The organism is Rhodococcus quanlei, from assembly GCF_055231015.1.
In genome coordinates, this window is the sequence record NZ_JBUYWD010000004.1 from 1 (window position 1) to 18442 (window position 18442).

16 protein-coding genes, 2 tRNA genes and 2 pseudogenes are annotated in these 18442 nt (G+C 63.9%); 7 read left to right on the plus strand and 13 right to left on the minus strand.

Annotated elements, in window-relative coordinates:
* Positions 1 to 128: 128 nt before the first annotated feature.
* Together tig and ACZI8Q_RS02560 are read right to left on the minus strand one after the other, a co-directional pair.
* Positions 129 to 1502, minus strand: a complete 1374-nt coding sequence (gene tig, locus ACZI8Q_RS02555; protein WP_463371940.1) for a trigger factor — start codon at positions 1500 to 1502, stop codon at positions 129 to 131.
* Between the two features lie 63 nt (positions 1503 to 1565).
* Positions 1566 to 1642, minus strand: a tRNA-Pro gene (locus ACZI8Q_RS02560).
* A gap of 139 nt (positions 1643 to 1781) precedes the next feature.
* On the opposite strand from ACZI8Q_RS02560, the gene ACZI8Q_RS02565 reads away from it, so the two are divergent.
* A tRNA-Gly gene (locus ACZI8Q_RS02565) sits at positions 1782 to 1855 on the plus strand.
* A gap of 226 nt (positions 1856 to 2081) precedes the next feature.
* Positions 2082 to 2855, plus strand: coding sequence for a DUF1542 domain-containing protein (locus ACZI8Q_RS02570; RefSeq protein WP_463371941.1), 774 nt, complete (start codon positions 2082 to 2084; stop codon positions 2853 to 2855).
* 41 nt (positions 2856 to 2896) lie between these two features.
* Here the strand turns inward: ACZI8Q_RS02570 and ACZI8Q_RS02575 are convergent, their stop codons facing one another.
* Positions 2897 to 3694, minus strand: coding sequence for an Fpg/Nei family DNA glycosylase (locus ACZI8Q_RS02575; protein WP_463371942.1), 798 nt, complete (start codon positions 3692 to 3694; stop codon positions 2897 to 2899).
* 9 nt (positions 3695 to 3703) lie between these two features.
* On the minus strand, positions 3704 to 4177 hold the full coding sequence (locus ACZI8Q_RS02580; protein ID WP_463371943.1) for a ribose-5-phosphate isomerase: 474 nt from the start codon (positions 4175 to 4177) through the stop codon (positions 3704 to 3706).
* A gap of 374 nt (positions 4178 to 4551) precedes the next feature.
* Here ACZI8Q_RS02580 and ACZI8Q_RS02585 point away from each other — a divergent pair.
* A pseudogene (locus ACZI8Q_RS02585) lies at positions 4552 to 4866 on the plus strand (peptidase M48); the annotation flags it as partial.
* Positions 4867 to 4874: 8 nt separating this feature from the next.
* On the opposite strand, the gene ACZI8Q_RS02590 reads toward ACZI8Q_RS02585, so the two are convergent.
* Positions 4875 to 5510, minus strand: coding sequence for a DsbA family oxidoreductase (locus ACZI8Q_RS02590; protein WP_463371944.1), 636 nt, complete (start codon positions 5508 to 5510; stop codon positions 4875 to 4877).
* A 166-nt stretch (positions 5511 to 5676) separates the two neighbouring features.
* On the opposite strand from ACZI8Q_RS02590, the gene ACZI8Q_RS02595 reads away from it, so the two are divergent.
* Together ACZI8Q_RS02595 and pepN are read left to right on the plus strand one after the other, a co-directional pair.
* Positions 5677 to 6909 carry an NAD(P)/FAD-dependent oxidoreductase gene (locus tag ACZI8Q_RS02595; protein WP_463371945.1) on the plus strand — a complete coding sequence of 411 codons (1233 nt, stop codon included), beginning with the start codon at positions 5677 to 5679 and terminating at the stop codon, positions 6907 to 6909.
* Positions 6910 to 6979: 70 nt separating this feature from the next.
* On the plus strand, positions 6980 to 9556 hold the full coding sequence (gene pepN, locus ACZI8Q_RS02600) for an aminopeptidase N (RefSeq protein WP_463371946.1): 2577 nt from the start codon (positions 6980 to 6982) through the stop codon (positions 9554 to 9556).
* Positions 9557 to 9621: 65 nt separating this feature from the next.
* Here the strand turns inward: pepN and ACZI8Q_RS02605 are convergent, their stop codons facing one another.
* The 8 genes and pseudogenes from ACZI8Q_RS02605 to ACZI8Q_RS02640 form a co-directional block, all read right to left on the minus strand.
* Positions 9622 to 10275: a response regulator transcription factor gene (locus ACZI8Q_RS02605; protein WP_463371947.1), complete on the minus strand. Its 654-nt coding sequence runs from the start codon at positions 10273 to 10275 to the stop codon at positions 9622 to 9624.
* Complete coding sequence (locus ACZI8Q_RS02610; protein ID WP_463371948.1) at positions 10263 to 11363, minus strand: sensor histidine kinase; 1101 nt, start codon at positions 11361 to 11363, stop codon at positions 10263 to 10265. Before ACZI8Q_RS02610 ends, ACZI8Q_RS02605 begins: the two co-directional genes overlap by 13 nt.
* Positions 11364 to 11373: 10 nt before the next feature.
* Positions 11374 to 12066, minus strand: a complete 693-nt coding sequence (locus ACZI8Q_RS02615) for a DedA family protein (protein WP_463371949.1) — start codon at positions 12064 to 12066, stop codon at positions 11374 to 11376.
* Positions 12067 to 12170: 104 nt separating this feature from the next.
* Positions 12171 to 13070, minus strand: a complete 900-nt coding sequence (locus ACZI8Q_RS02620; protein WP_463372010.1) for a serine hydrolase domain-containing protein — start codon at positions 13068 to 13070, stop codon at positions 12171 to 12173.
* Positions 13071 to 13339: 269 nt separating this feature from the next.
* A pseudogene (dinB, locus tag ACZI8Q_RS02625) lies at positions 13340 to 14559 on the minus strand (DNA polymerase IV).
* 109 nt (positions 14560 to 14668) lie between these two features.
* On the minus strand, positions 14669 to 15148 hold the full coding sequence (locus ACZI8Q_RS02630; protein WP_463371950.1) for a DUF5130 domain-containing protein: 480 nt from the start codon (positions 15146 to 15148) through the stop codon (positions 14669 to 14671).
* Positions 15135 to 15398, minus strand: coding sequence for an aa3-type cytochrome oxidase subunit CtaJ (ctaJ, locus tag ACZI8Q_RS02635; RefSeq protein WP_463371951.1), 264 nt, complete (start codon positions 15396 to 15398; stop codon positions 15135 to 15137). The genes ACZI8Q_RS02630 and ctaJ overlap by 14 nt, the downstream gene beginning before the upstream one ends.
* Before the next feature lie 107 nt (positions 15399 to 15505).
* Positions 15506 to 16204 (minus strand): HNH endonuclease, encoded by a 699-nt coding sequence (locus tag ACZI8Q_RS02640; RefSeq protein WP_463371952.1) that lies wholly within the window; start codon positions 16202 to 16204, stop codon positions 15506 to 15508.
* Positions 16205 to 16370: 166 nt separating this feature from the next.
* On the opposite strand from ACZI8Q_RS02640, the gene ACZI8Q_RS02645 reads away from it, so the two are divergent.
* Both ACZI8Q_RS02645 and ACZI8Q_RS02650 read left to right on the plus strand, forming a co-directional pair.
* Positions 16371 to 16766: a globin gene (locus ACZI8Q_RS02645; RefSeq protein ID WP_463371953.1), complete on the plus strand. Its 396-nt coding sequence runs from the start codon at positions 16371 to 16373 to the stop codon at positions 16764 to 16766.
* Positions 16767 to 16821: 55 nt separating this feature from the next.
* Positions 16822 to 18441, plus strand: a complete 1620-nt coding sequence (locus tag ACZI8Q_RS02650; protein WP_463371954.1) for a glycoside hydrolase family 13 protein — start codon at positions 16822 to 16824, stop codon at positions 18439 to 18441.
* Position 18442: the final 1 nt, after the last annotated feature.

Below are 18442 nucleotides of genomic sequence, written 5' to 3' on the forward strand. Positions count from 1 at the left end.
TCGCGTGGTTGCCTCACTGCCCCCAACCCCTGGGGGGGGGCCCCGGGCCCCGGGGGCCCCCCCCACTTCGCTGAAAGCGGAAAACTCTTCACAGGCGACAGCGGAAGATATGTCCGCCACCTGGCTTTTTACTTGTCTTCGCTCTCGGCAGAATCCGACGCCGTGTCGTCGCCGCCGGCTTCGTTTCCACCGAAAAGCTCCGCGGTGTCGACCTCGGCACCGGTGGTGTCGGTGATCTTGGCCTGCTCCACGACGGAGGCGAGAGCCTTGCCGCGGCGAACGTCCGCGAAGACGGCGCCGAGCTGACCGGCCTGCTGGATCTGCTGGATGAACTGCTCCGGCGGCATGCCATAGCGCTGCGCCTGGAACAGGATGCGCTCGGTGAGCTCGTCCTGGCCGACGGTGACGTCTTCGGCGTCGGCGATCGAATCGAGCAGGAGCTGGGTCTTCACAGACTTCTCTGCACCCTCGCGCGCATCTTTGTCGAATTCCTCGCGTGTGGTGCCCTGCTCCTCGAGTGCCTTGGCGAACGCCTCCTCGTCATGGTCGAAGCCATGGATGGCGTCGTGCTGAGCCGCATCCACCTCGGACTTGACCACGGCCTCCGGAAGCGGAACCTCGACCGTACCGAGCAACTGCTCGAGCACCTTGTCGCGGATCTGGCCGGCCTGCTCGACCTTGCGCACGCGCCCGACCCGCTCACGCAGATCTGCATTCAACTCCTCGAGGGTGTCGAACTCGCTCGCCAGCTGCGCGAACTCGTCGTCCGCCTCGGGCAGTTCGCGCTCCTTGACGGTGCCGACAGTCACCGTGACGACAGCTTCCTTGTCCGCGAATTCACCTGCAACGAGAGTGGACGGGAAATCCTTCGACTCGCCGGCCTTCAACCCGATGACGGCCTCGTCGAGACCCTCGATGAGCTGTCCGGAACCGACCTCGTGTGACAGGCCGCTTGCCGTCGCCTCGGGGACCGGTTCGCCGTCGACGGTGGCGGTCAGGTCGATGGACAGGAAGTCGCCGTCCTGCACACCACGATCGACACCGGTGAGGGTCCCGAAACGCTGACGCAGCGACAACAGCTGCTCGTCCACGGCCTCGTCGGTGATCTCGACCGGATCGACCTCGACGGCCAGCGTCGAGTAGTCGGGAAGGGTGATCTCGGGACGAACGTCGACCTCGGCGGCGAATTCGAGGACGTCACCGTCTTCGAGCTTGGTGATCTCGATCTCGGGCTGGCCGATGGCCTTCACCTCGGAACTCGTCACGGCCTCCGAGTAGCGGCCGGGAAGCGCGTCGTTGACGACCTGCTCGAGCACGGCGCCACGACCGACGCGCGCTTCGAGAAGCTTGGCCGGGGCCTTGCCGGGACGGAAGCCTGGGAGGCGGATCTGCTGCGCGAGGGCCTTGTAGGCCTTGTCGAAATCAGGCTTGAGCTCCTCGAAGGGCACCTCAACGTTGATACGGACTCGCGTCGGGCTCAGCTGCTCGACGGTGCTCTTCACGAAAATGGCTCCTTCATCTGGTCGTGCACGTTCGATTTCGACAGGTTTGCTGTCTGGTGGATCTGGTCGGGGTGACAGGATTTGAACCTGCGACCCTCCGCTCCCAAAGCGGATGCGCTACCAAGCTGCGCTACACCCCGGTCCGAGCAAGCCCTCGACTACCTCGTGAGGACCCGAGGAACGATCCTACGGCCCCCCGATTATGAAATCCAAAGCGAGGTTGGGTACAGTTTCTCAACGCAAGCAGAGATCGCTGTTCACAGCCTTTTCCGCCTGCACGGGGATGTAGCTCAATGGTAGAGCCTCAGTCTTCCAAACTGATTACGCGGGTTCGATTCCCGTCATCCCCTCCACAAGGAGCGCTCCCACTCGGGAGCGCTCCTTTTTGTGTCGAACAGTCCCTCGAACTCGGCTTTGTGAGGATGCTCACGGCCCGCCCCCCCGGACCCATGTCCGAACCAATGTCACAGCGGTTCGTTCCCCGCGAACCACTGTGACATCGGTCGACCAGGGCAATCGTCGGTACTGTGGAAATTGCCCGATTCACCATCTCCGCACTGCAAGCACCCCGAGGTCCCCATGGAGATCCTTCTCATCGTTCTCGTCCTGGCAGTGGTCGTCTTCCTCGTCGCCAAGACGCAGGGCCGGTCCACCGCGAATCAACTGGACGACGCCAAGGCCGACGCCCGCCAGGCAATCGAGCGCCTCGGCGGTCAGGTGTTCAACCTGGCCGGCTCCGACACCGCGTCGAAGCAGGCACTTGCCGACGCATCCGAGCGGTACACCGCGGCAGGCTCTCAGATCGACCAAGCGGACAGCCCAGCGCAAGCCCGTCTCGCCAAGCAGACCGCGCTCGAAGGTCTCTACTACATTCGGGCCGCACGGGTAGCGATGGACATGGACCCTGGACCGGAAGTACCGAGCCTGGACGGCCAGAAGGCCGCTGGAACCGTGACGGAAGAGCGTGAGGTCGACTTCGAGGGACGCCGCGTCGCCGCATCCCCCACCCCCTCGAATCGCACACCCAACTACTACCCCGGTGGACGCGTCGCGGGACGACCCGTTCCTGCCGGCTGGTACTCCGAACCCTGGTGGCGTCCGGCCCTCCTCGCGGGCGCCTGGGGTATGGGGTCGATGTTCCTGTTCTCGGCGATGTTCTCCGGCATGGCCGGCGTCGGCTACGACGCGCAGGCGTTCGAGAGCGGTGCCGGTGATGCGTCGCAGGAGATCGGTGACGGTGGCGATATGGAGGGTGGGGGCGATCCCGGAGACCTGGGTGGTGCCGGGGACATGGGAGACGCGGGCGGTGACGGCGGCCTCTTCGGAGACGGCTTCGGAGGCTTCGACTTCTGACCTCGGTGCGTGGCCGACGAGCTTCTGGACTCGTCAACCACTCACAGGGGTTGGCAGGTGGGGCACCAGAACAGGTTTCTGGCCTTCATCACCTTGTGCAGTACCGGGGTTCCACACACTCGGCACGGTGACCCGGCCCGGCGATACACATAGGTACGGGGACGATCCTTCGCGTACGAGGGTTCGCCCGTGTCGTCCTCCGGTCGAACGACGTGCATCCGACCTCGCTCGACTCCGATCTCCATCAGGGACACCAGGTCGTCCCACAACGCCGTCCATTCGTCTCTGGACACAGCATGCCCAGGCCGTTCGGGATGAATGTTGTGCCGGAAGAGAACCTCGGCACGGTAGACGTTGCCGACGCCCGCCAGCACCGTCTGATCCATCAGCAGGGCGCCGATGGCCGTCCTGGATCGCGAGATTCGTGCCCACGCCCGATCCGGGTCAGAGTCCCGACGTAGTGGGTCCGGACCGAGGCGTTCGACAAGTGCGTCCACCTGAGGTGGGTCCAGCACCTCGCAGGTGATGGGACCGCGTAGATCGGTGCCGAAGACGGACCCGATCATTCGCATCCGCACCTGCCCCACGGGAGGCCCCATCGGCACCGACGAGTCGGTGAATGCTCCGTAGAGCCCGAGATGGACGTGCACGATCCGGTCGGATTCGTAGTGGTGGAACAGGTGCTTGCCCCAGGCGTCTGCTCGCACGAAGACGCGACCGTCGACGACGGCCGCGTCTCGCGCGAATCGGCCTTGGGGACTCGACACACGCACCGAAGAACCGGCGAACTCGCGGTGATGGAGGCGCGCCAGCCGGTGCAGAGTGTGCCCTTCGGGCACGGAGCTACCTCAGGCCTGTGGAACTGCCGGAGCGACGCCGGTCTTCTCGTACTCGGCGAGGATGTCGATGCGCCGCTGGTGACGCTCCTCTTCCGACCAAGCAGTGGCGAGGAATGCGTCGACGATCGCCAGCGACTCCTCGAGCGAATGCATGCGGCCACCGATCCCGATGAGCTGGGCGTTGTTGTGCTGACGCGCCAGCTGTGCCGTTTCGACGCTCCATGCCAGAGCGCATCGTGCGCCCGGCACCTTGTTGGCGGCGATCTGCTCGCCGTTCCCGCTGCCACCGAGCACGATTCCGAGGCTCCCCTCGTCGGCGACGACGCGGCGTGCCGCCTCGATGCAGAACGCGGGGTAGTCGTCCACCGCGTCGTAGACGTGCGCACCGCAGTCGATGGCTTCGTGGCCCGCGGCGGTCAGATGTTCGATGATCTCTTTCTTACGTTCGAATCCGGCATGGTCGGCACCCAGGTATACGCGCATGCGCAAGATTCTTGCAGACGGATGGACGGTCGCGATTGGTTGCCTCACCGCGCGGTCCCCAAACGAACGACATTGGCCCTGATCTTGGTCGCATGCATCCCGGCCACCCGACGAATCCACACTTCGCGGGTTCGGCCACTCCCCATACCCTCAGTCCACTCCCCCACACCATCAGAATCCCCAGTGGCGGTCCGGGCAGCGGCGACAGGAGCAATGGGGGTTTCGTACCAGTGCGCTCGGGACGTTCGGGGCTCATGCCGTACGACGACCCCGTTCGCCATCCTTGGGAGATTCCCCTCCTGGTGGTCGTCGTGGCTCTGACGGCCATCCTCTACGTATCGGCGCTTGTCGCGCTGACGGTTCCGCATGAGGACATGAGATACACGGCCGACAACCACGGCTACTGCGTCCGCCCGCAGGGCGCGCGGGTCGCGATGGGGGTACTGGGTGCCGGCAAGTACCTCGTCACCGTCGTCGGTTTCGACGAGTCGGCAGACCGCGCCACCAACGAACGGGGATTCTTTCCCTGGTTCGTCAACCTGTTGTCGAGCCACCCCGTTCTGACGTGGCAGGCGGTCGCACTACGCAACCGGACCCGACATGGGTCGTTGTTCCTCGAACCGAGCCAGATCTGCCGGGATCCACACTCTTCGGCGCCGATCCCGGCAGGGCAACCCTGGCCCGGGTGAGCTCTCGTCTAGTCGAATTGCGGGTCCTCGTTGCGGGTGCGCTTGAGCTCGTAGAAGTGCGGGTAGCCCGCCAATGCGACTGCACCGTCCCACACTCGTCCTGCGTCCTCGCCTCTCGGAATCCGTGAGAGGACGGGCCCGAAGAATGCCACTCCGTTGACATGGATGGTCGGTGTGCCGACGTCGGGTCCGACCGCGTCCATTCCGGCGGCGTGACTTTCGCGAAGCGCAGTGTCGTATTCGTCCGAGTCGGCAGCGGTGGCGAGTTCCGCATCGAGTCCCACCTCGGTGAGCGAAGCCGCGATCACGTCCGACAAGTCCTTGTTGCCCTCGTTGTGGATCCGGGTGCCCATCGCCGTGTACAGCGGCAGGAGGATCTCGTCGCCATGCTTGTGCGCCGCGGCAATCAGTACGCGGACCGGTCCCCACCCCTTGGTCATCAACTCCTGATAGTCCTCGGGCAACTCACGTCCTTCGTTGAGCACAGCCAGGCTCATGACGTGAAACCTGCTCTCGAGATCGCGGACCTTCTCCGCTTCGAGAATCCAGCGGGACGTGATCCAGCACCACGGGCACAGCGGATCGAACCAGAAGTCCGCGACGTCCTTGGATCCGGTCGTCTGTCGAGAACTGTCCGTACTCATCTACACGCTCCTCGGTAGGTATTGCTTGCTCACGCACTGCGTCATATGCAACACGGATCATGCACCAATACTTCCCGACCACCACCCGACACTGCGGGCGCGGACGTAGGGTCGAAATCGAGTCGCATCGACACGCACCGGTTGCCAGGGACAGGAGAGGCTCACCATGTCGGATCGAAATTTCGTGATCATCGGCGGCGGTCTCGCGGGCGCGAAGACCGCCGAGGCGTTACGTGTGTTGGACTTTCCCGGGTCGGTGGTCCTGCTTTCCGAAGAGGACCACCTGCCGTACGAGCGGCCACCATTGTCGAAGGAGCACCTCGCGGGCAAGAAGCCCCTGGCCGAGTTCACCGTTCACAACGGCGACTGGTACCGAGATCAGCACATCGACCTGCGGCTCGGAACACGCGCCGAGGCCATCGACCGGACAAATCGGACGGTGTCCCTTCCCGACGGCTCGGCCATCCCCTACGACAAACTGGCCCTCGCCACCGGTTCCCGAGCGAACCGCCCACCGATCCCCGGGGCCGACGCAGAAGGCGTGCGCTATCTCCGAACAATCGAAGAATCGGACGGACTCGTCGACGGCCTCGCGCCCGACGCGTCGATCGCCATCATCGGCGCCGGGTGGATCGGCCTCGAGGTGGGCGCCTCCGCTCGCGAACGTGGGGCGAACGTCACGATCGTCGAATCCGCCGAGCTTCCCCTGCTCGGTTCCCTCGGACCCGAAATGGGCCGGGTGTTCGCCGATCTGCACCGCGACAACGGCGTGAAGCTGCACCTGGGTGCAACCGTCGAGGAGATCTCGACCGACAACGGACGGGCCACGGGCGTTCACCTGGCCGACGGCACGGCCATCTCCGCCGACCTCGTTCTCGTCGCGGTGGGGGCATCGCCGAATCTCGAGCTGGCGAGCGCGGCGGGGCTCGACGTCGACGGCGGCGTGCTGGTCGACGCATCGCTGCGCACCTCCGACCCCGATATCGTTGCGGTCGGTGACATCGCCTCGCACCAGCATCCGACGATCGGGTCCCGAGTTCGCGTGGAGCACTGGGCGAATGCGCTCAACCAGCCTGCAGTCGCGGCGGCCACCATGCTCGACCGAAGCAGCGAATACACCAGTCTTCCGTACTTCTTCACGGACCAGTACGACCTCGGCATGGAGTACTCGGGATACGTCCCAGCAGACGGTTACGACCGCGTCGTTGTGCGCGGGGACACGAGCACACGCGAATTTCTCGCGTTCTGGCTTGCCCAGGACGACACCGTTCTGGCCGGAATGAACGTGAACATCTGGGATGTCACCGACCAGATCAAATCGCTGGTGGCGGCCAAGGCTCGTGTCGATCCCGACCGTCTGGCCGATACGTCGGTGGACCTGTCCGACCTGTCGCCGTAACTCTGCATCTCCGTCCGTGATGGGATGGCAGCATCGAACGAGAGCGCCGGACCATCCCCGAGGAGACCTAGTGGCACCACCGAATCTGACCCGCGAACAGGCCGCGACCCGTGCGGAACTGCTGTCGGTCGACAACTACGCGATCGAGCTCGATCTCACGGACGGAAACGGCAAGCCCGGCGAAACCACCTTCGTCTCCAAGACGAAGGTCGCTTTCCGGGCGACGGAAGGTGCGTCGAGTTTCATCGACCTCGTCGCGACCCGCGTTCGGTCGGCCACACTCAACGGAACCGAACTCGATCTGACCGAGTACGACGAATCGACCGGCATCGCCCTGCCCGCCCTCGCGACGGACAACGAACTCGTCGTCGAGGCGGAGTGCGCATACTCGCACACCGGTGAGGGTCTGCACCGATTCGTCGACCCCTCCGACAGTTCCGTGTACCTGTATTCGCAGTTCGAAACAGCCGATGCGAAACGCATCTTTGCCTGCTTCGATCAGCCGGATCTCAAGGCCACCTTCGATGTTCGAGTGATCGCGCCCGCCGACTGGAAGGTGATCTCGAACGCGGCCGTAGACCCGGCGGCTGCCGATTCCGGCACGCATGTCTTCGGGACGACTCCGTTGATGAGCACCTACCTGGTCGCGTTGATCGCCGGCCCCTACGCCGAGTGGAACGACACGTATTCGGACGACCACGGCGATATTCCGTTGGGGATCTTCTGCCGCGCGTCCCTCGCCGAGTACATGGATGCCGAGCGCCTGTTCACCGAGACGAAGCAGGGCTTCGGCTTCTATCACGAGAAGTTCGGTGTGCCCTACGCGTTCGGCAAGTACGACCAATTGTTCGTACCCGAGTTCAATGCCGGCGCGATGGAAAACGCGGGTGCCGTCACGTTCCTCGAGGACTACGTGTTCCGGTCCAAGGTCACCCGGTACGCCTATGAGCGTCGCGCCGAAACGGTGCTACACGAAATGGCGCACATGTGGTTCGGCGACCTCGTCACGATGCGGTGGTGGGACGATCTGTGGCTCAACGAGTCGTTCGCCACGTTCGCGTCGGTGCTGTGCCAGACGGAGGCGACGGAGTACACCAACGCCTGGACGTCGTTCGCGAATGTCGAGAAATCGTGGGCATATCGTCAGGACCAGTTGCCGTCCACGCACCCGATCGCGGCGGACATCCCCGACCTCGCCGCGGTCGAAGTGAACTTCGACGGCATCACCTACGCCAAGGGCGCGAGCGTGCTGAAGCAGCTCGTCGCCTATGTCGGTCTCGAACCGTTCCTTGCCGGTCTGCGTGAGTACTTCCGCGATCATGCGTTCGGTAACGCCACCTTCGACGACCTGCTCGGAGCGCTCGAGAAGTCGTCCGGACGTGATCTGTCGGGTTGGGGCACGCAGTGGCTCAAGACCACCGGCCTGAACATCCTGCGACCTGATTTCGATGTCGACGACGACGGCAACTTCACGCGGTTCGCAGTAGTACAGGACGGCGCAGAGCCGGGCGCAGGCGAGCGACGGGTTCACCGCGTCGCTGTCGGCGTGTACGACGACCAGGACGGCAAGCTGGTCCGCACGCACCGGGTCGAGCTGGATCTCGATTCTGCCGAGCGCACCGACGTTCCCGATCTGGTGGGAATCTCACGCGGCAAGCTGATTCTGGTCAACGACGACGACCTCACCTACTGCTCTGTGCGGTTGGACCCCGAATCGTTGGCGACGGCAATCGACCGTGTGGGTGACATCGCCGAATCACTCCCCCGCACCCTCGTGTGGTCGGCGGCGTGGGAGATGACGCGGCAGGCGGAGTTGAAGGCTCGCGACTTCGTGGCACTCGTCCAGCGAGGCATCGGCGCCGAGTCGGAGGTGGGGGTGGTTCAGCGTCTGCTTCTGCAGGCACAAACGGCCCTGTCCCACTACGCCGAGCCGGGTTGGGCGAAGGACCACGGCTGGCCCGACTTCGCGAACCGGCTCCTCGAGTTGGCCCGCGAGGCGGACGCCGGCTCCGATCACCAGCTCGCGTTCGTCAATGCGCTGACCGGAGCACAGCTGTCGCCGTGGCACACCGAGGTTCTGCGTGAACTGCTCGACGGTGAACCGGCCACACTGGGGCTGGACGGGCTCGTCGTCGACACCGATCTGCGGTGGCGGATCGTGGGCGCACTCGCAGCGGCAGGCGAAATCGACGCAGAGGGCATCGACACGCCGTTCATCGACGCAGAAGCCGCACGTGACCGCACGGCGGCGGGGGCGCGGCATGCGGCGTCGGCTGCGGCTTCCCGTCCGCGGGCTGCGGTCAAGGAGTCGGCGTGGACGACGGTGGTGGGCGACGACTCGGTGCCCAACATCACCGCACGCGCGATCGCCGGTGGTTTCGCCGGGGTCGGACAGTCCGAGCTCCTCGAACCGTACGTCGCCCGCTACTTCGCGGATGTTCTCGGAGTGTGGGAACGCCGTTCGAGTGAGGTGGCGCAGACGGTGGTGGTCGGCCTGTATCCGTCGTGGTCGATCAGCATCGAATCCATTGCGGCTGCCGATAGGTTCCTCGAAGGCGAATTGCCGCCTGCACTGCGCAGGCTCGTGACCGAGGGACGCGCTGGCGTGGTCCGTGCACTCGCGGCCCGCGAATTCGACGCCGGCTGACTCAACGTCCAAGTGAGAAAGTGGCCCTCCATCACTCGTGATGGAGGGCCACTTTCGGTGTCGTACTATCCACCCTCGCGTTCGAGGTAGAGCAGCACCGCGCGAACCCTCCGACTGTGTGTCGTGTCTCGCGGAAGATCCAACTTGCCGAAGATTGCATTTACATACTTCTCCACCGCGCTCACGGACAGCGACAGACGATCCGCGATGCCCATGTTGGTGAGCCCCTGGGCCACCAACCGCAAAACCTCGGATTCACGAGTTGTGAGCTCGGCAATCGGATCATGGGCACGCTCGCGTGCAAACAGTTGCCGGACGACCTCCGAATCGAACACGGTTCCACCCGACGCAATCCGTTCGAGATCGGAGAGAAAGCCGTCGACATTCGCTACACGATCTTTGAGGAGATATCCGACACCACCATTCCCCGCGGTCAACAGTTCCAACGCATTCTGGTGTTCCACGTACTGCGACAACACGAGTACTCCGAGTACCGGAAGTTCGGACTTCAACTGCCGGGCGGCGTCGAGTCCTTCAGTGGAATGGGTTGGCGGCATACGCACATCCACGATGGCAAGATCAGGAACTTCCTCCCGGACAGCGTGCAGCAATTCGACCGCATTGCCGACGGCGGCCGTCACATCGTGCCCTTCCTCTTCGAGGAGTCGGGCCAGGCCCTCACGCAAAAGCGTGGAATCTTCGGCGATCACGATCCGCACGGCACCTCCGCAGTCACTGTGGTGGGCCCTCCAGGAGGACTGTCGATCATCAGAATGCCATCGAGTGCCACGACGCGCCTGCGCAAACCCGTCAGCCCGGACCCGGTAGGATCCGCCCCGCCGGAGCCGCGGTCGAAGGCGGCGACTCTGATTCCGTCCGGTGCCGACTGCACCGAGAGATCCATGCGATCCGATCCCGAGTGCTTGGCGGCATTGGTAACAGCTTCGGCGGCCACGAAGTACACGGCTGACGCGACGTCGCGCGGCGGTTCTTCTGGGATGTCCAGATCGAGTCGAATGGTCATGTCCGTGTGAGTGGACAGCCCCCGCAATGCGGCAGCGAGTCCGTGCTCGTCGAGTAACACCGGATAGATGCGCCATGCCACGTCCCGTAATTCGGTGATCAACGCACTCGTATCGGCCAGCGCGCTGCCGATTTCATCCTCCAGATGTACGTCGGCCGATTTCCCTGCCGCCCTCTGTATACGACCGAGCTGCAACGCCAGCGCCACTGCACGTTGCTGCACTCCATCGTGCAGGGCACGCTCGATACGACGCCGTTCGTCGTCGACTGCCCTGATGACATCGGCACGAGTGCGCTCCAGCTCCCGTAATCGGATCTGTCTGGCATCGTCTCCCAGCCGAACCAGTGCGAGTCGAATGTCCCAGCGCCCCAATGTGACTGCGAGTTGGATTGCCAGATACATCCCGACGATCCCTACGGCAAGTGACACAGCCCCGTCGACGAAGGGGATGCGCCCGATCACGAGAAGCACCATTGCCCAGACCGTGTACCCCAAGGCGACGACGAGCAGCACCACAACGAGTGGCCCCAACAGAACCGTGTAACCGGCTCGCTGGAGGTGGTATCCGGCTGCATCACGATCCGGTAGGTCGCGAACCGACTCACCACCGAACCATCGGATGAGACGGTGCCGGTCGCGGCGCGCGCAAGCGATTACCTCGTTCGAACCGGGCGCAACCACAACCTGGACCACACCTGCCAGCGCGGATCCGATACCCAGAACGACACCCACAATCGCCGCGAAAGTGCGAACCATCGGGTGCGCGTCACGAATGGAATTCACTGCGTAGAGACTAACGACCGAGAGATGAGTCGGTGACACTCTTCGAGATACGGCGGGTCGCCCGAATCCCTCGCAGTCGGCGGGCGACGAAAATACCGCCGGCGATTACCGCCAGGACGATCACAATCTTCTGGAACACGGAGGCCGACGACTCCACGACGTGCCACTGCTCGCCTAGGTGGTATCCGGCGAGAACGAAGACCGCGTTCCAGATTGCACTCCCCGCCGCCGTCAGAAGAACGAACCGGCCCACCGGCATACCCACCATCCCGGCAGGAAGCGAAATCAGACTGCGCACGATCGGAACCATCCGTCCGAAAAAGACCGCGCTGCTCCCGTATCGCGCGAACCATGCCTCGCTGCGTTCGAGATCCTGGACATCGACCAAGGGCAACCGGCGCACGACTGTGAACATGCGCTCGCGGCCGAACAATGCGCCTACCAGGTACAACATCAGCGCGCCCACCACCGAGCCCGCCGTGGTCCATGCCAGTGCCCCAGGAAGAGACAGATCTCCCCGGCTGGCGGCGAACCCAGCGAGCGGCAAGATCACTTCACTCGGAAGTGGTGGGAACAGGTTTTCTGCTGCGATGGCGAATCCGGCACCCGGCCCGCCCAACGTTTCCATGAGGTCGACGGCCCAACCCGCCACCCCTCCAGTTTCAGTGGTTGCATCAATCATTGCGTCTGCGGCTACGTTCATGATGATGACGTTATAGTCGAGGAAAGTGCAGTTCACTGCGGTTTTCCGCACTATTTCGGGCATGTCGGGTGAGGTTTTCCGCAGCGCGACGGCCTCACTGTCGTTCACGACAAGCAGAACACCGCCGCGGCGGTAGCAGCAAACACCACGAAACTGTCCGACTCCCCTGACGCAACCACCATCGTCATCGCCCGCCCGCTTTCCGAACGGTACGAGTATGTGGTGTAGCCGATCAACTGACCGCCGTGCCCCCACAGTTCCACCCCGCATGGCAGGTCGAACCTCTGGAGACCGAGCCCGTACCGAAAACCCATCCCCATCGGCACTGTTGCCTTCATCTCCGAGAGCATGGCAGGACTGATGAGGCGCCCCGACAGCAACGCGCCGAGAAACACGTTCAAGTCTGCGGTCGTCGAAATCATCTCTCCTGCAGCCCAGTCGAGCGACGGGTTCATTTCCGTGACGTCGACCACTCGACCGCCGTCGAGGCGGGTCTTCGCGGGTAGCGCTGGCACCGGGACGCGCGGGTCATGACCCGGCACACTCGTGTCACTCAGCCCGAGCGGAGCGAGTATGCGCTTCTCGATCTCGGCACCGTACGTCCGCCCGGTCACCGCCTCGATCACTGCACCGAGCACAATGTAGTTGGTGTTCGAGTATCGAAATCCTTGCCCCGGTGCGAAGTAGGGATCGTGGGAATAGGCCGATTTCAAGAGCTCTCCCGGAGAGTAGTGGCGAAACCGGTCTTCTCCGCGCCACCGGTTCGTCGACAACCCCGGTTCGTTCATGTAGTCGTACAGACCGCTGGTGTGGTTCAACACGTGCCTGATCGTCAATGCTTGCACGCCGGGCACCATGCCTGGAACAACCTGGGAGACCGGGGTATCGAGCCCGAGGTCGCCCTCGTCGACGAGCTGAAGAACGACCGTCGCAACAAAGGTCTTGGTGATGCTTCCGATCCTGAAGTGCGCATTCTCATCCGTGCCGTCGCCGGCTCCGGTCACCTGCCCCGCGGTCCAGACTCGGTTCGTCTCGGAATCGGTCACTCGCAAGAGCGCAGCCGTCGCCGCGCCCCCTGCTGCGCGATCGACCAGGAAACCGATAACGCTGGCCCGTGCCGTAACCAACACGAGGATCGCCACCACCGCAATGGCGACCAATGCAAGGAAGAAGGCACAGAGAACGCGTCGAAATGTTTTCATCCTCGAACGGTAGGAACCGGTCGGAGGTATTCACTGCCCCGAAGACCACATAATCAGCCCTGCGGGAAACCTCAGTCCGGGAGGAGAGGAACCGTGACGCCCTGGTCCCGACCGAGCAAAGTGGCCCTGGTGAGTGCGGACGAGCCGAAGCGTTCCGCACCAGATCTCGAGCGGCGTCCAGCGAACCCGAAGGGTCCTGGTCGAAGGGCAGTTCGAGTTGCTGCGGCGCTTCGGGCTCGAGATTGGCGACCGAGATACCTATGAGTGTGAGCCCACGACTCCTGGTCGTCGGTTCCGCCTCGTCCAACAGCGCACGTGCCGACTCGAGAATCGTCTCCGTGTGCGAGGACGGCATCCGGAGGGTGTGGGATCTCGTGATCCGCGTGTAGTCCCCCAACCGCAGCCTCAGCACGATGGTTCTGCCGACGCGGTCTGCCTTGCGCAGTCGACGCGTCACGCGATCGACCAGCATCATGAGAATGGCAGCCACGCCTTCCGACGAGTGTTCACCTCCTCCGAGTGCACACTGCGCTCCGACCGACTTTCGCCGGCGGCCGGTCTCGACGCGGCGAGGATCACGCGCCCACGCCAGCGAATGCACATGGTGCGCACTCGACACACCGAGCAGATGGGTCAGGCGGTCCTCCGACTCGTGCGCAAGTTGTCCCACCGTGACAATGCCTGCCCCCCGAAGCTTGCCGGAGGTGACGGCACCGACACCCCACAGTCGCTCTACAGGCAGCGGATGCAGAAATTCGAGTTCGCGATCGGGAGGGACGTGCAGCAATCCGTCCGGCTTCCCTATTGCACTCGCCACCTTCGCGAGAAACTTGGTGCGGGCGACACCGACCGTGATCGGTAACCCGACCGACCGATACACCTCACGCCGCAGCTGAGCGGCGACCTCGACCGGGGAACCCGACACTCTGCTCAGCCCAGACACGTCCAGGAACGCCTCGTCGATCGAGAGCCCCTCGACGACCGGTGTGGTCCGTTCGAACACCCGGAACACCGCCGCACTGGCGTCCGCATACGCTCGCATCCGAGGTGGCACGACCACCGCGTCCGGGCACAGGCGACGGGCCACAGCGATACCAGACGCCGTACGCACGCCGCGTGCCTTGGCCTCGTAGCTGGCCGCGAGCACCACCCCGCCACCCACGATGACCGGGACTCCCCGCAATCTCGGATCATCGCGCTGCTCCACCGCTGCATAGAACGCATCGAGATCGGCATGGAGGACAGTCGCGGCGGAACCGGACGCAATGCGCTCTCGCACAGATTCGGACACGAACGTATGTTCGCATGCGCCACCGACAATCCGGAACGGACAACCGACAGCAAAAGACCAGGTGCGCTACCCGTTTCGGGTAGCGCACCTGGCAGCGACTGGTGTGAGCTTACGGGGCTGAGATCGCGGCGCTCATCACTTTGATTGCGCTCACGAGGCCGTCGATCAGGTCGCCTTCCGCAAACGAGGACACCGCCGCCGACGCACCGAGCTGCGCGACCCGGTCGGTGACGCGGCCTGCGACCGCACTTCCGCTGCGAACCTCGATGACGCGCTGATTCGGGGACACCGCGAGGAGCACGGAGCGCTCCGCCTCCGGCGTAGTCGGGAACAGTGCGTCAGCACCGGCGGCCGTGTCTTCACCGAGTTCACCGATGTACACGTTGAAACGCACTTTCGTACGACGCGTGCTGTCGGTGAGGGCGTTGTCGAGCGCCACGAGCTCTTCGGTCGTGAAGGGTGGATCGTCGCGGAACGATTCACCGGCGCGATGCACGCCGGAAACGCGGCCACTCGTGGTCACCACGTGGCCGACGGGGAGATCTTCTGTCGAAACGGGACGGGTCGTAGTGACGTCACCACTTGCCATGTGCGGATCCTCCGATCAGATTCTGGGAACCCGCGGTGATGGCGTGGTGTCCGCCGTGATGACCTGCGGGAACGGTCACCTCGTCGACAGCACTCCACAGCACCGGCTCGTGGGTCCACTTCTCACCGAGGTGAAAGGCGGGCGGCACGGGTCCCGGGTTCTTCTTGCCGACGAACGACATGCCCGCGAAGAACGCGGTGATGCCCAGCGGCGCCCCTACGAAAATCAGCACAGTCTCCAGAATGCTCACGCACCAAAGGTAGCTCAGAACGCCTCCCAACGAAGCGTCAGGGCCGATTTAGACAGCGAAGCCGTCGGGGTCGATCCATACGGCAAAGCCGCCGGGGCCGATTTCGGTCAGGCAGCGCCTTCGCCCAGATACTGCATCCACGACGGATGAAGATCCTTCACGGTGGACAAGAGTCTCCAGTGCTGACCCGAAGGGGGCCGCAGAACCGTACGCAACGTCCATCCGAGTTCGTGGAGTTCCTTGTCGGCCTTCCGGTGGTTGCACGGCGCGCAGCAGGCCACACAGTTCTCCCAGGAGTGTTCTCCTCCACGGCTCCGTGGAATCACATGGTCGATGGTCTCGGCCTTCGCGCCGCAGTATGCGCATCGGAATCGATCACGGTGCATGAGTGCGGCCCGCGTCATCGGGATCCGTGCGCGGTAGGGAACGCGAACGTAGTTCCGCAACCGGATCACGGACGGCAACTGCACGGACCATTCGGCCGAATGCACGACGGGCGCGAGGGGATCGTCGTGAACGGTGTCCGCTTTCCCGCAGGCCATCAGCACGACTGCGCGGCGGGCGGGTAGAGCGGTGAGCGGCTCATAGGTCGCGTTCAGAAGCAGCACTCGGCGTCCGAGCCACGAAGGGACTGCGAGGTGTGCAGGATCTGGGTGGTGTGATGAACCTGTATGGCGCACAGACGTCGTACCAGGCGTGTCCGACTCGGTGACCACTTGCAATGCGTACGCCCCTGACGACCGATCTCCACGGCCGTCAGTGGGCACGAGTTGTCGATGCTTGCGGGCGCTGTGTCCGTGTTTCATGCCACCTCCGGAAGACTGTCACCAAGTGGACCACGGATTCGTGGTATGCGCACGCCCATTCTTCTGCGAAATACCAGGACACTCGGTGAACAACAGGTGACGGGCGCCGCTATGCACGGCAGGGCCGACGTCGATTACTTCCGTCTCGTGCAGAATGGAACCTGTCATGACTGATGTGCAACAGACCTTTTACGAAGCGGTGGGTGGAGCGGCAACGTTCTACAAGCTCACCGCACGCTTCTACGAGGAAGTCGCGAAGGACGAAATCGTGCGGCCCCTCTACCCGGAGGAGGACCTCGGCCCTGCCGAACGACGCATGCGCTTGTTTCTCGAGCAGTACTGGGGTGGACCGCACACCTATTCCGACGAACGCGGGCACCCACGTCTCCGGATGCGCCATCAGCCGTTCAAGATCGGCCCGATCGAGCGCGACGCCTGGCTGCGCTGTATGCACACGGCCATCGCCTCTATCGACTCGGAGACCTTGGACGACGCGCACCGCAAGCAGCTCACCGAGTACATGGACATGGCCGCCGCATCGATGGTCAACTCCCCCTTCTGAGAACAGGCGACCATCCGAGTCGTGACGGCCCTGGAGGTTTGGCACTATGGCGACTGTGACGACTCCAGCGGATCGCTCGACCGACGACACAGCCCCTCGCCCGGGGCGAATCGGCAGCGGTCGCCATTGGTGGGACAACGCGGTCTTCTATCAGATCTATCCGCGATCGTTCGCCGACGGTGGCGGAGACGGTGTCGGCGACCTGCCAGGCATCGAGGACAAGCTCGGCTACCTGGAACTGCTCGGAGTCGACGCACTGTGGCTCAGCCCGGTGATGCGGTCACCGATGGCCGATCACGGGTACGACGTTTCCGATCCACGCGATATCGATCCCCTGTTCGGTGATCTCGCCGCGATGGATTCGCTGGTCACCGCTGCGCACGCCCGTGGCATCAAGGTCACGATGGACCTGGTTCCCAACCACACCAGCGTCGAGCACGAGTGGTTCCAGGCAGCGCTCGACGCCGCGCCCGGGAGCTCCGAACGCGCCCGCTACATCTTCCGAGACGGCAAGGGCGCCGATGGATCGACGCCACCGAACAATTGGCCGAGCATCTTCGGCGGCCCGGCGTGGACTCGCGTCACCGAATCCGACGGGAAGCCCGGCCAGTGGTATCTGCACATTTTCGCGAAAGAACAGCCCGATCTGAATTGGGAGAACCCGGATGTCTTCGCCGATCTGGAGAAGACGCTGCGTTTCTGGCTCGAACGCGGTGTCGACGGGTTCCGCATCGACGTCGCCCACGGCATGGCCAAACCCGACGACCTCCCGGACCACCACTGGGGAACCAACGAACTCCTTCGGAACTCGGACGACGACCCGAGGTTCAACAATCCCGCGGTCCACGTCATTCACCGCAAGATTCGCACCGTGATGGACGACTACCCGGACGCCGTCACGGTCGGCGAGATCTGGGTGCGCGACAACGTCCGGTTCGGTGAATACATTCGTCCCGACGAACTGCATCTGGGATTCAACTTCAGGCTCGCAGAAGCCGACTTCTCCGCCGACGACATTCGTGCCGCCATCGAGAATTCGATCGACGCGGTGCGTGACGTCGGCGGCACTGCAACCTGGACTCTGTCCAATCACGATGTCGAGCGGGAGGTGTCCCGGTACGGCGGCGGCGAAGTCGGGACGGCGCGCGCCCGCGCGATGCTGCTCGTCGAACTCGCCCTACCGGGAACGTGCTTCTTGTACAACGGTTCCGAACTCGGCCTGCCCAATGTGGATCTGCCCGATTCCGTTCTTCGAGATCCGGTCTGGGAGCGTTCCGGCCACACAGAACGAGGTCGTGACGGTTGCCGCGTTCCGATTCCGTGGGAGGGTAGCGAACCACCCTTCGGCTTCACGTCGGGAACCCCGTGGCTGCCTCTCCCAGCCGAGTGGGCATCGCTCACCGTGGAATCGCAACTCGAACGAATCGACTCCACCTTGTCGCTGTATCGCACAGCACTCGAACTGCGCGCTCAGCGTCCGGAGTTCTCCGGCGACGAGGTGAACTGGTACGGCAGTCCCACGAGGTGCTTCGCGTTCCGCCGGCCCGGAGGCCTGGTGTGTGCGCTCAACGCGTCCGACGAACCCATCGCGATGCCGCCCGGCGAAGTGTTGCTGTCGAGTGCCCCGCTCTCGGCCGGAAAACTCCCGCCGAATGCTGCAGCCTGGTTGATCTGAC